The following is a 13,694-nucleotide window of genomic DNA, read 5'->3' as shown; positions in this document are numbered from 1 at the left end:
TTTAATCTTAGAATACTTTTAAACATTTTATGGAGGTTCGAATGTTAAGAATGATTTTTATTGTGTTCATAAATTTTACAAATATTTCATTATTATTTTGCCAAAGTACAAGTTTGAAAAATCTCTATAAATTAAATGATGGAATTTCAAGATCAATAAGTCCAGAAAATTTTACCGGAGAAAAAGGTAAAGGAGGTATGGCGACGCTTGAAGAAGGAACTGCATCAAAAGCTGCAAAAAAATTAGGACAAGGATGGAAAGTTAATCCTTATATCCATATTGAACCTGGAGCTACATTCACATTAGGAGAAATAAATAATTCCGGAATTATTAATCATATTTGGATGACTCCGGTTGGAGATTATAGATTAATGATTTTACGAATTTATTGGGATGATGAAAAAGTGCCGTCAATAGAAGTTCCAGTTGGGGATTTCTTTGCAACCGGTTGGGGAATAATGAACGAACCAATTATAAATTCACTTGCAGTTTGTGTTAATCCAAGAAGTGGTTTTAATTCATACTGGCAAATGCCTTTTAGAAAAAAATGTAAAATAACAATGGAAAATTTAGGTGAGAAAAGAGCTACTGTTTATTATCAAATAAACTATACACTGCAAAACCTTGAAACCAATACTCCATATTTTCACGCGCAGTTTAGAAGAGTAAATCCATTACCTTACAAAGAAGTTTTTACAATTTTAGATAATGTTAAAGGCAAAGGGCAATATGTTGGAACTTACTTAGCTCACGGAGCGCGCAAAAAAGGCTGGTGGGGCGAAGGTGAAATAAAATTTTATCTTGATGGCGACAAAGAATTTCCAACAATTTGTGGAACCGGAGAAGAAGATTATTTCTGCGGATCATATGGCTACAACGATCGAGAAAAAAATGGTAAAACTATTTATTCAGAATTTAGCAGTTTATATTCTGGATTTTATCAAGTTAAAGATTCAACAATTTCAGACTATGTTGGAGTTTTCGGTCAATACAGATGGCACATTGAAGATCCTATAAAATTTGATAAAGATTTAAAAATAACTATTCAATCTTTAGGCTGGGGATATGATGGTTATTTACCTTTAGAGGATGATTTGGCTTCAGTTGCATATTGGTATCAAATCGAACCGCATGAAAAATTTCCAAATTTACCGGATAAAGAAAATTTAATCATTAAAAGGAAGAAATAGTTTTTATGAAGAAAACTTTTTATTTAGCATTAGTAATCATTTTATCAATTACATTAAATTATTGTATTGATAAAAATGAACCAGAAAAAGTAAATCGATATTTACCAAAAAATAATATTCTTACCGAGAATGAGAAAAGTAATGGATGGATTTTATTATTCGATGGGAAAACCACAAATGGCTGGCATGAGTTTGGGAAAGAAAAAGTTGAAACCGGATGGGTTGTAAAAAATGGCGAACTTTTTGCATTCAGTGATGAAAATAACAAAAGCAGCGACATAATAACTGATGACAAATTTTTTAATTTTGATTTTATTTGTGAGTGGAAAATATCGAATGGCGGGAACAGCGGAATATTCTATCATATTCAAGAAGGTGAAAATTTTAGAAGTCCTATTGATTCGGCACCGGAATATCAATTAATTGATGATATTGGTTTCCCAGGTAAATTAGAAGAATGGCAAAAAACCGGCGCAAATTATGCAATGCATAATCCATCTCAAAATAAAAAATTAAAAAATGTTGACGAATGGAATATGAGCAGAATTATTGTTAAGGATTCGCTGGTTCAACATTTTATTAACGGAGAGAAAATTGTTGAATTTAAACGGTGGACTAATGATTGGAAAATGCGTGTGCAAAATTCTAAATGGAGAGAACATCATAATTACGGGCTTTACAAAGAAGGAAGTATCGGTTTGCAAAGCCATGGGAACAGTATTTGGTTTCGTAATATAAAAATTAGACAACTATAATTAAGCGGGAAATTATTATGAAGAAAATTATAATTATTACATTAACGTTTTTTACAATTTTAAATTTCATTTCATGTTCATGCAATAAATTTGTAAAGGACACAAACACAACAAAACTTTTCAATGGGAAAGATCTTACCGGCTGGAATATTCACGGAACGGAAAAGTGGTATGTAGAAAACGGAGAATTAATTTGTGAAAGCGGACCGGATAAAGATTATGGATATTTGAGTACTTCAGAAAAGTTTAAAAACTTTGAATTGTCACTTGAGTTTAAGCAAGAATCCGATGGCAATAGCGGAGTGTTCTTTCGTTCATCAATTGAAGGTGTAAAAATTAGCGGCTGGCAAGTTGAAGTAGCGCCTCCAAATCATGATACGGGTGGAATTTATGAATCATACGGAAGAGGCTGGTTAGTTCAAATTCCAGAAGAAAGAGAAAATATTTTAAAAGAAGGACAATGGAATAAATTAGTAATTCGTGCCGTAGATGATAATGTAAAAACATGGCTCAATGATGAACAAATGATAAACTTTACAGATAGCAAAATAGGCGAAGGATACGGATTTATCGCTTTGCAAATTCATGACGGAGGCGGTATTAAAATAAGATGGAAAAACATTGAAATAACCAAATTATAATCTAACCCAGTTAACTTAAAAACATATAAAAATTTATAAAAATAAAAGAAAATGGAAAGAAGAAAATTCATTCAAATATCATCATTAGCCGGAACAGCTCTACTATCTGGTGTTCATTTAAATAATGTAAGTGCTTTTACGAAAAATAAAATTAAACATCAATGGCCGATTTGTTTAAATACTTCTTCAATTAGACCGGCTTCCTTAGATGATAAAATAAATTCAGCACAAAAAGCTGGATATGATGGAATTGAAATTTGGATAAATGAATTAGAAGATTATGAAAATGCCGGTGGAAATTTAAAAGAACTCGGAATTGAGATTAAGGAAAAAGGAATGTTTGTACCCAACATTATTGGGCTTTGGGATTGTATGCCGATGGACGAAAATGGATTTAAAGATTCACTTTTGAAAACAAAAGAAAGAATGAGAAGAAGTGCAGATGTTGGTTCAAAGCATGTTGCGGCAATTCCGGTTCCGGATAGAATTGATTTTGATCATCAAATTGGAATAAAGCGTTATAAAGAATTATTGAAAATTGGGAAAGAAGAATTTGGAATTATTGTAGCTTTTGAATTTGTTGGTTTCTTCAAAGGTATTTATCAATTTGGACAAGCCGCTGGAATAGCTTTGGATACAAACGATCCCGATGCTTGTTTGATTATGGATACATTTCATCTTTTCAGAGGAAACTCCGGTTTCAACAATATTAAAAAAATAAATGGAAATTTAATTGCAAACTTTCATATAAACGATGTCAGCGATTCAGTTCCAAGAGAAGAACAAGGCGATCAACATAGAATTTATCCTGGTGATGGAATATTACCGTTAGTTCAACTTTTCAAAGATTTAAAATCTATTAATTATTGCGGTCCATTATCTCTCGAAATGTTTAATAGAAATCATTGGGAACATAATCCGTATGAAGTCGCAAAAACCGGAATTCAAAAAATTGAAAAATTAATAGAATTAGCTGAACTTAGTTAGATAGAAAATTAGATATTATTCTTTGGAGCAATAATGAAAAATATATTTATGATTTTTCTAATCATATTTATTAGTTCAAGTTTAAAAGGTGAGTCGGTAATTATTAAAAATTTGAGATGCGAATATAAGATCAATCCAATTGGCGTTGATATTGATCAACCTCGGTTTAGCTGGGTTTTGGAATCTGAAAAACGAGGTGTAAAACAAACTGCTTATCAAATATTTGTTTCTAAGGATTTACAAAATTTAAATTCTGAAAATAATATTGAAATATGGAACAGTGAAAAAATAAATTCTGATAATACAATCCAAGTTTATTATGAAGGTAAAACTTTGGAAAGTAATACAAAGTATTTTTGGAAAGTAAAAGTTTGGGATCAAGATGGAAATATTTTTACAAGCGAATCTGCTTTTTGGGAAACTGGATTATTTAAAGAAACGGATTGGAAAGCAAAATGGATTGGACTTGATAGAGCAGTAGGAACTGATAATCCGGAAACTCCGAATAGAATTCTTTCTGCAAGAATGTTACGACATGAATTCAGCATAAATAAAAAAGTTAAAAATGCAAAAGTCTTCATATCTGGTATGGGTTTGTTTGAACTTTCTATAAATGGGAAAAAAATTGGAGATGATGTTTTGGTTCCCGGTTTGACAGAATACAATAAAACAACTTTTTATATGACTTACGATGTAACAAAAAATATTAATAAAGAAAATGCTATTGGAATAATTTTAGGTAACGGAAGATTTTTTGCTGCGCGAAAAGAAATTCCGGTAAATACAAGAAATTATGGGTTTCCCAAAGTTATTTGTCAAATAGAAATTAAATATGAAGATGGAACAAAGGATTATATATACACAGATAAAAATTGGAAACTCACTACGGATGGTCCGATAAGAAAGAATAATGAATATGACGGAGAATATTATGATGCAACAATGGAAATGGCTGATTGGGACAAGATTAATTTTAATGATTCCAAATGGATGAATGCTGAGTTAGTTGAAAAGCCAGGTGAAAAATTATTATCACAGCCTAATGAACCAATAAAAATTATGCAGGAACTTAATCCAATTTCTGTAAATGAAATTAAACCCGGTGTATTTATTTTTGATATGGGTCAGAATATGGTTGGCTGGGTTGAATTGTTTGTTAAAGGAAATAGAGGCGACAAAGTTACAATGAGATTTGCCGAAACATTAAATCCCGATGGAAGTTTATTTTTAGATAATATCAGAAGTGCTGAAGTTACCGATACATATATTCTTAAAGGCGAAGGAAACGAAAGCTGGGAACCAAAATTTACTTATCATGGATTTAGATTTGTTGAAATGATTGGTTATCCCGGCATACCAAATTTAAATTCATTAAAAGGTAAAGTTGTTCACGATGCTCTTGAAATTACCGGAACTTTTAATTGTTCAAACGAACTTATCAATCAAATTTATAAAAATGCATATTGGGGAATAAGAGGAAATTACAGAAGCATGCCCACTGATTGTCCGCAAAGAGATGAAAGGCATGGCTGGCTTGGCGATAGATCATCTGAAAGTACTGGCGAAAGTTTCATTTTTAATATTTCTAATTTATATAATAAGTGGGCTTGCGATATGCGCGATGCGCAAAATGAAAAAGGAAGTATTCCCGATGTTGCTCCGTCATATTGGCCTTTTTATAATGATAATACAACTTGGGCTGGAACATATTTATTTGTTTCGGATATGCTTTATAATCAATATGGTGATTTAAAAACTATTAAAACACATTATCCCAATATGCAGAAATGGATTGACCACATGAGTCAATATCTTAAAGACGGCATAATGTACAAAGATACTTATGGTGATTGGTGTGTTCCGCCGGAAGATGTGAAATTAATTCATACAAGTGATCCTTTAAGAACTACAAGTTCGGAATTTATTGGAACAGTGTTTTTCAATTTTGAACTAAGAATAATGGCAAAATTTGCAAAACTTCTTGGTAAAGACGGGGATGCTCAAAAATATTTACAAAAAGCTGATGAGATTAAAACTGCCTTCAACAATAAATTTCTTGATAAGGAATTAATTCAGTATTCAAATAATTCACATACATCAAATATTTTAGCCATTGCATTTGATTTAGTACCTTCCGAATTCCGAGATAAAATTATTCAAAATCTTATTCAAAAAATTTTAGGTGAAAGCGACGGTCATGTTGGAAATGGGATTATCGGTGGTCAATGGTTAATGCGTACTCTAACTTATAACGGACATGCTGATGTTGCATATTTATTGGCATCGCAATCTACATATCCAAGTTGGGGATACATGATTAAGCAAGGTGCTACCACAATTTGGGAACTATGGAACGGGGATCATGGTGATCCAGGAATGAATTCCGGAAATCATGTTATGCTTCTTGGTGATTTAATAATTTGGTACTATGAAAATTTAGCCGGAATAAAAACAGATCCGTTAAACCCTGCATTCAAACATATAATTATGAAACCTGAAGTTTTAGGTGATCTCAATTTTGTTAATGCAAATTATAATTCTTCGCGCGGTGAAATAAAAAGTAATTGGATATTGGAAGGAAATAAATTTAAGTGGGATGTAAAAATTCCGGCAAATACAACAGCAATTATTTACATTCCTACTTTAAATAAAGAAGATGTTTATGAAGGTAACCAAATTGCAAATAGTGTTAAAGGTATTAAATTTATTGGCTGGGAAGATAACTTAGCAATTTTCGAAATTTGTTCCGGAGAATATTCTTTTACAACTAAGGGAGTTAAAAAAAAAGTAACTAAATCTTTTACTTCAAATGCTGTAATTTCTCCAAGGGACTCAACGGCTTTATTTGGTAAAAAAATAATTGCATCAATTTCATGTAGAGATAAAAATGCCATCGTTCATTATACGATTGATGGAAGTGAACCTAACTTAAATTCTCCGGTTTATACAAAACCATTTGAGATTACAAAAAATACGATTGTAAAAGCCCAAGCATATATGTATGGATTTAATCCAAGTGTGCTATCAAAAGTAGTTTACAATTTTGTTGATCCAAAAAAAAATGGAATTGAGTGGAAACTTTTTGAAGGCGAATTTAAAAAACTTCCCGATTTCAATGAATTGAAACCAACAAAACAAGGAAATATTTATCAATTTGGATTGGCAAATATTCCAATCCCAAAATATAACTTTGCTATTCAATATAGTTCATATATTAGAATTGAAAAAGACGGAGAATATGAATTTTTTACTTCATCAAATGACGGAAGTAATTTATATATAAATGATAAATTAGTTGTTGATAATGATGGAGAACATGCTCTGAAACAAGGAAGCGGAACAATTTACTTAACAAAAGGATTTCATAAAATTAGTGTTGAGTATTTTCAAACCGGCGGAAGTAAAGGATTACAAGCGATGATTAGCTCAAAAGAAATTAGCTTTCAGCCAATTCCGGCTGGAGTTTTGTTCATTGAAAAAGAATAATAATTTGCAAATTTATCAAAAGTTTAAATTGATAATTAAAATAATTTCAATACTATTCTCATTCGTAATTACATTATCGTTTTCGGATAATAGAATTTCGCCGCCTACTGGTTTATTGTGCGAATTATTAAGATTTCCGGAATCTGCAGCGATTACTGATTCAATTCCAGAGTTTAGCTGGATTGTACCTTATGAAGTTGCCGAACAAAAAAGTTATCAAATTTTAGTAGCTTCTTCAAAGTTTTTGTTGGATAAAAATAAAGCAGACTTTTGGAATTCGGGAATAGTTTTATCAAGTAATTCAATTAACATCAACTATGATGGACATCCACTATTAGAAAATTCTACTTATTGGTGGAAAGTTAAAATTTTTGATTCTAAAAATCGTGAAAGCGATTTTAGCGAAGCTCAGCAGTTTCATACATCTGTATTCAAAAAACAAAATGATGAATGGCTCGGACAAAGTAATTTTGTTAAACTGCCGAATAACACTTGGGTTTCTGAAAATAGACAAACATCAACTATTCATAAAATATCTCCAAAAATATTTAACAAGACTTCTTCACAAAAATGGTTCGCGGATTTCGATAAAGCGGCTTTTGCATCTTTAGAATTAGAAATAACGGCTGACAACAATAATGATTCAATTACAATTTTTCTTGGAGAAAGAAAAAATGAAGATTTAACAGTCAATAAAAATAAAGGTAAATCAAATATTGGATATGAAAAATTCTCATTAAAATTAAATAAAGGATTACATAAGTACAAAATTGAAATTCCAACACATCATTCGAATTCACCGAATCATCAAAAATTACCTCCTTTCTCAATTGAAGTAATGCCGTTTCGTTTTGTAGAAATAATTGTAGAAAATAAAAATGTTGATATAAAACAAATTACTCAGCTCGCATTATTTTATCCTTTTAATGATAGTTCTTCGGATTTTGAATGTTCCGATACAAATCTTAATAAAGTTTGGGAACTTTGTAAATACACATTAAAAGCAACTCCATTTTTAGGAATTTATGCAGATGGAAATAGGGAACGTATGCCTTATGAAGCTGATGCATATATTCAGCAGCTTGGTCATTATTCGGTTGATAGAGAATTTTCTGTTGCAAGATATTCTGCTGATTTTTTAGTGTACAATCCGTCTTGGCCGACTGAATGGCATATGCATTCAATCATGATAGCATGGAATGATTTTATTTATACTGGTAATAAAGAATTGCTAATTAAAAATTATGAATATTTAAAAAATAAAAGTCTAATTACGCTTGCAAGGGAAGACAAATTAATAAGTACAATTACCGGCAAAGTAAATGAAGAATTTCTAAAAAGTATAAATTTCTCTGGAAAAGGAATTGAAGATATTGTTGATTGGCCAAAAGGAACACCAATCGGAATTAGACAAGCAAATAATGCCGGACCAACGCCGGAAGGAGAAAGAGACGGTTTTGAATTTTCAAATATAAATACTGTAGTTAATTCTTTTCATTATAACTCATTAATTTTATTGGCAAAAATTGCTGAAAACTTAGGTAAAGAAAATGATAAAATATTTTTTTTGCAGCGAGCTTTTGAAGTTAGGAAAAGTATAAATGAAAAATTGTTTGATTCATTAAAAGGTATTTATAACGATGGAGAAACTTCTAAACATAAAAGTTTACATGCAAATATGTTTCCGCTTGCATTTGATTTAGTTCCAGAAAAAAATATTGAAACTGTTAAACAATTTATTAAATCAAAAGGAATGGCATGCAGTGTTTACGGAGCACAATATTTTCTTGAAAGTTTATTTAATGTCGGAGAATCTGAATTTGCAATATCATTAATGAATTCCAATTCAAAAAGAAGTTGGATGAATATGCTGAATGTCGGTTCGACAATGACGACAGAAGCTTGGGACGAATATTACAAACCAAATTTAACGTGGAATCATGCTTGGGGAAGCGCACCGGTGAATATTATTCCAAGAAAGTTAGTTGGTATAGAACCAATTGAACCCGGATTTAAAAAATTTAGAATTGTTCCGCAGATTGGAAATTTAAGTTTTGTTAAGTTAAAACTTCCAACAATAAGAGGGGAAATTTACTTTGAATTATTTGTAAAAAATAACGAATGGAATTTAACTTTAACTATTCCCGGTAATACAAAATCCGAACTTTTTATTCCTTCAATATTTACTGAAGTTAAAATTAATTCTTTCAATAAATATCCGGAGAAACAAATATTTTTTGCCGGAGAAAATAAAAATATTTTTTCTCTAGAAAGTGGAACTTATTCAATTATTGCAAAGAAATAACACAAAATTATTTTCCGTCTCTTTCCATTATAAAACGATCAATTACATTTATTAATTCAGAATTCTTTGTTTGAAATTTTTCATCTTTTACATTATCAAGAAAATATAAAATATATTCTTTTACTTTTTCCGGATTTAATTTGTGTAAATGCCAAGCAACTCTATTTATTCCATCATCAATAGTTTGTTTTAATTCCGGCTGATTAATATAGGATTTAAAAATATTTAAAGACTCAAAATCATCAATATGACCAATGCAATCAAGTGCAATATTTTTTTCATTATCAGTTTGCGAAAGTTTTAAAGATTTTTTATAAAGATCTATTTTTTCTGATGGGGTAATATTTTTATTTAGCTCAATAAAATTTGTATATCCTTTTAGAGCTGCACTTTTTATATTTTCGTTTGATGAGTTTTCAGCAGCACTTAATAAATCATTCATTGGTTTGGGAGTTGACCAATTTGATAAACCTTGAATCGCAGCAATTTTAATTTGTTCGTTTTCGTTTTTCAATGCTTCAATTAATGTTAAATGTGCATTATCAGAATCTGTGAAACCAAGCAATCGTAAAATTGAAATTTTGCTATCGGCATTGATATTTTTGTTGTATTCATCAATTAATAAATTCGCAGAATTGTTTTTTGATTCAGTCTTAGAAATAATATTTGAAATAGTTTTTTCAACTTTTCGCTTATCTGAAACTTCTTTTTGCTGAACCAATACATTTAATAAATCTTTTAAATTTTCTTCTGAAGCAATTTCACCCAAAGTTTTAAATGCTTCGGATCTGATATTCTTATTCTCTGATTTAGCAAGTTCGAAAATATCCTTCAATGCTGATTTAATATTTCTGCTTCCTACTGCGCGAATTAATTCCAGTTTTACGTTATCATCCACAGAATTTATATTTTTAATTATTTCATCATCAACATTTGAGTCTTTCATTAAGTCTATTGTTAATCTTGCATAATCAGCTTCGCTGCCGGAAGTAGCTGCGGCAATTTTAGTAAGAGCTATAATATCATTTTTATCACCAATGTTTTTTAAAGCTTTGATGGCGGAAATTCTTACAAGTTCGTTTTTAGATTCTAACATTTCCAAAACGAAAGGTTTTACATTACTTTTACCTACGCATTCTAATGAGCCGAGAAGTTGAATTTGGTTAGCTGATTCTAATTTTGAAAGAAGTTTTGCAAAGATTGAAAAATCAGTTTCTTTGGGAAGTTCTTTTATTTTTGAAATTGGAATAAATCTAAAATCGTTTGGTTCGCTTAAAATTCTCTTTTGGATTACATCAACTTTATTATCATAAAAATTAATAATACCAGCTAAAGCAGCTTGTTTTATTGGTGTTGGAAGATTATTTGTATTATAGAGTTTTAAATAATCAGAATATGAATTTGATGAAGTTTTTTGAATACAATTTAAATAAGCCGAAAATATTTTATTTCTTAGATTTTCATTTGGGATGTTAAAATGTTTTTCCAGAACGAATTTGCATTCTTCATTTGCAATATTTCCCAATGCAGAAACCGCTGTAATTGATAATTCTTCATCGTTTACCGAAATTATTTTTGCTAATACTTTAACAGAAATTTCACTTTTTCGCATTCCTAAAGTATTGATGATCCCTATTTTATTTTTTTTTGAGACTTGAGGCAGAGCTGAAATTAGTAATTTATCAATTGATTCAATCTGAATATTTTCTAATGCGTATCTTGCAATATCACAAGTATTATCATCTAATAAAAAATCCCTTAATTCAATTGCGGAAACTTCAGAACCAATAACTCTTAATTGTCTGCAAGCGAAATCTTTTGCATCATAAGAAATATTACTTTTAAGAAAATTCAGAATTTCTTTTTCAACTAAAATTGATTTTGCTGAATCATTTGTTGAATTAAAAACAATATCAGAAATTTCCATAAGCTTGCTTCTGTCATCACCAATTTTGTAATTGGAAATATCTTCAAACAGTTTTGTCGGAATTACTTGTGCAAAGAAATTTGTGTTAATTAAAAAGAATATTACTAAAAAAATATTCTGTAAAAATTTATTTTGTTTCAAATCTAAATATTTAATTAACATTAAAAACCTCGTAAATTTTAATAGTACGAAAAACAAAAATGTTTATAAAATCTTAAAGATGATAAGGACTTCTCATTGGTCTTCCCAATAATCTTGATGCAACCGTATCATTTATAATTTCTTCTGTCTCTGGATTAAATTTTATTGTTCTACCTAATAACATTGAGATTTGTCCCAAATGCCCTGGTGTTGCAGATCGATGAGCGGTTTCGCATGGAGTAAGTGTTTCTTGTCGACTTCTCACGCAATCTAAGAAATTTCTCATGTGACCCGGGGATTTAAATAAATGAATTTCATTTGGTTTAATTTTATCTTGCAGCAATAGTTTATTACTTGAATCTAATCTTTCACCACGATCAACCCAAACCCAGCCTTCGTCACCAATCCATTTTGTTCCCATTCCACCGTTGCAAACATCAGGATGTCCTCCGGCAAGAATCATTTTTACACCGTTGGCATATTTTGTTTCAACGCGGTATTTATTCGCAGTATTAAAGATTCCAGTTTTAGGATATTCTCCAACTCCGGATATTTCAATCGGACCGGTATTATCAAATCCCAATCCCCAATGTGCAATGTCACCATGATGTCCAATCCAATCTAAAAACTGTCCACCGCCGTAATCCAAATTCCATCTCCAGCTTTTGTGTACTCTTGCAGAACAATAAGGTGCTAATGGTGCCGGACCCAACCAAGTTTCATAATCTAATTCTGTTGGTGGTTCTGTAATAATATCGTTTCCTCCAAAATCAGAATTTCCGGAAGGTAATCCAACTTCAACTGTGTGTACTTTTCCAATTCTTCCGTTTCTTACTAATTCACATGCAAATCTAAAATGGCTTTGCGATCTTTGCCAGCTTCCGGTTTGCCAAATTCTATTATATTTTTTTACTGTATCGCAAATTGCACGTCCTTCCATCAAATTATGAGAAAGAGGCTTTTCTCCATAAACATCTTTTCCGGCTTGTAATGCGGCAATAGAAATTATTCCATGCCAATGATCCGGAACAGCAATAGAAACAACGTCAATATCTTCTCTTGCTAAAAGTTCTTTATAATCGTGATACGTTTTACAATCGTTATTTCCGTAAAAATTATCTACGGTTTTCTTTCCTTCAATTAAATGATTTTTATCAATATCACAAACTGCAACAACTATAGCATCAGGTTCATTTAAAAAAGAATCCATATTGCCGGGTCCTTGCCAGCCAAGCCCAATACAACCAATTCTAATTTTATCGCTTGGAGAAATAAATTTATTTTTACCAATAATGTTTGAAGGAATGATATAAGGAAAAGCCGTTAATCCAATTAAAGTTCCAGCACTTTTCTTTATAAAATTTCGACGAGTAAGTTCATTGTTACTCATATTTAACCCAATATTTTAGTGATTTTAATTTTCTTTAATTGCCCAAAGAATTCCGCGTTTTAAAATTTCATAAACTTCGTAAACGTCAAAATCTTTCATTGAATGACCAACTGATGAATAAAAAACTTTTCCTTTACCGAATTTCTTTTTCCATACAACAGGCATCTTTACATCTTTTACCCAATCAGCATGTTCCCCGGAAAATGTTGTTGAAGCAAGAACTTCAACACCTGGATCAACAAGCATATAATATTGTTCGGAGTGAACTTTAAAATCTGAAATTCCTTTTGTGATTGGATCATTCTGATTTTCTATATTTACAATAAAATCAATTTGTCCACCGGGGTGTGCCGCAAATTGTCCGCCAACCATAAATAAATAATTTGTATTCGAACGAAACGAATCACCTAATCCACCATGATAGCCGGCAATTCCACAGCCGTTTTGAACAGCTTTTAATAATCCTTCTTCTTGCTCCTTTGTAATTTCACCCATTGTCCATGTTTGAATTATCAAATCAAAAGTTTTCATTTTGGCTGAATCAGCATAAATATCTAATGAATTTGAAACGGTTACATCAAAACCTTGTTCATGAAGCCAGGGTAAAATTAAATCTTTAAATTCTGTTGGTTGATGACCGTCCCAGCCGCCATAAACTAATAAAATCTTTTTTTGTGTCTTGTAGTTTGCATCGATGGAAGTAAAAGTACATATAATAAAAAGAAAGGAAACGAAAATTACATCTAATAAAGGTTTCATAAATCTCCGTAAAAGTTTTTACTAAACTAACATAAAATTGTGAATAAAAAGCATAACAATTTTAATTAGCTGAAAATACTTTTGACAAGTTACATAATTTTTTTGATATTAGA

9 protein-coding genes are annotated in these 13,694 nt (G+C 30.7%); 6 read left to right on the top strand and 3 right to left on the bottom strand.

What is annotated here, in order from left to right:
- Positions 1-41: 41 nt before the first annotated feature.
- From IPH62_16845 to IPH62_16820, 6 genes are read left to right on the top strand one after another with little or no spacing between them, the layout of a single operon-like run.
- Entirely contained in the window at positions 42-1,190 is a 1,149-nt protein-coding gene (locus IPH62_16845) for a DUF2961 domain-containing protein (protein ID MBK7106942.1), read from the top strand.
- Between the two features lie 5 nt (positions 1,191-1,195).
- Positions 1,196-1,945: a DUF1080 domain-containing protein gene (locus tag IPH62_16840; protein ID MBK7106941.1), complete on the top strand. Its 750-nt coding sequence runs from the start codon at positions 1,196-1,198 to the stop codon at positions 1,943-1,945.
- Between the two features lie 17 nt (positions 1,946-1,962).
- Entirely contained in the window at positions 1,963-2,586 is a 624-nt protein-coding gene (locus IPH62_16835) for a DUF1080 domain-containing protein (GenBank protein ID MBK7106940.1), read from the top strand.
- A 51-nt stretch (positions 2,587-2,637) separates the two neighbouring features.
- Positions 2,638-3,573, top strand: coding sequence for a sugar phosphate isomerase/epimerase (locus IPH62_16830; protein MBK7106939.1), 936 nt, complete (start codon positions 2,638-2,640; stop codon positions 3,571-3,573).
- A gap of 33 nt (positions 3,574-3,606) precedes the next feature.
- Entirely contained in the window at positions 3,607-7,059 is a 3,453-nt protein-coding gene (locus IPH62_16825; protein ID MBK7106938.1) for a family 78 glycoside hydrolase catalytic domain, read from the top strand.
- On the top strand, positions 7,046-9,364 hold the full coding sequence (locus tag IPH62_16820; GenBank protein MBK7106937.1) for an alpha-L-rhamnosidase: 2,319 nt from the start codon (positions 7,046-7,048) through the stop codon (positions 9,362-9,364). The genes IPH62_16825 and IPH62_16820 overlap by 14 nt, the downstream gene beginning before the upstream one ends.
- Positions 9,365-9,371: 7 nt before the next feature.
- Here IPH62_16820 and IPH62_16815 read toward each other — a convergent pair whose 3' ends face one another.
- From IPH62_16815 to IPH62_16805, 3 genes are read right to left on the bottom strand one after another with little or no spacing between them, the layout of a single operon-like run.
- Positions 9,372-11,453 (bottom strand): HEAT repeat domain-containing protein, encoded by a 2,082-nt coding sequence (locus IPH62_16815; protein MBK7106936.1) that lies wholly within the window; start codon positions 11,451-11,453, stop codon positions 9,372-9,374.
- 52 nt (positions 11,454-11,505) lie between these two features.
- Positions 11,506-12,822: a Gfo/Idh/MocA family oxidoreductase gene (locus IPH62_16810; protein ID MBK7106935.1), complete on the bottom strand. Its 1,317-nt coding sequence runs from the start codon at positions 12,820-12,822 to the stop codon at positions 11,506-11,508.
- A 24-nt stretch (positions 12,823-12,846) separates the two neighbouring features.
- On the bottom strand, positions 12,847-13,581 hold the full coding sequence (locus tag IPH62_16805) for a ThuA domain-containing protein (protein MBK7106934.1): 735 nt from the start codon (positions 13,579-13,581) through the stop codon (positions 12,847-12,849).
- Between the last annotated feature and the right edge of the window lie 113 nt (positions 13,582-13,694).

The sequence above is a fragment of the Ignavibacteriota bacterium genome (assembly GCA_016708125.1).
Taxonomy (GTDB): Bacteria; Bacteroidota; Ignavibacteria; order Ignavibacteriales; family Melioribacteraceae.
This window is presented reverse-complemented; position numbering and strand designations above follow the sequence as displayed.

What these genes read in the sequence shown, in the direction of transcription:
- IPH62_16805 (MBK7106934.1), bottom strand. Translation starts at nt 13,581, where the DNA reads ATGAAACCTTTATTAGATGTAATTTTCGTTTCCTTTCTTTTTATTATA.
- IPH62_16810 (MBK7106935.1), bottom strand. Translation starts at nt 12,822, where the DNA reads ATGAGTAACAATGAACTTACTCGTCGAAATTTTATAAAGAAAAGTGCT.
- IPH62_16840 (MBK7106941.1), top strand. Translation starts at nt 1,196, where the DNA reads ATGAAGAAAACTTTTTATTTAGCATTAGTAATCATTTTATCAATTACA.
- IPH62_16835 (MBK7106940.1), top strand. Translation starts at nt 1,963, where the DNA reads ATGAAGAAAATTATAATTATTACATTAACGTTTTTTACAATTTTAAAT.
- IPH62_16830 (MBK7106939.1), top strand. Translation starts at nt 2,638, where the DNA reads ATGGAAAGAAGAAAATTCATTCAAATATCATCATTAGCCGGAACAGCT.
- IPH62_16845 (MBK7106942.1), top strand. Translation starts at nt 42, where the DNA reads ATGTTAAGAATGATTTTTATTGTGTTCATAAATTTTACAAATATTTCA.
- IPH62_16825 (MBK7106938.1), top strand. Translation starts at nt 3,607, where the DNA reads ATGAAAAATATATTTATGATTTTTCTAATCATATTTATTAGTTCAAGT.
- IPH62_16815 (MBK7106936.1), bottom strand. Translation starts at nt 11,453, where the DNA reads ATGTTAATTAAATATTTAGATTTGAAACAAAATAAATTTTTACAGAAT.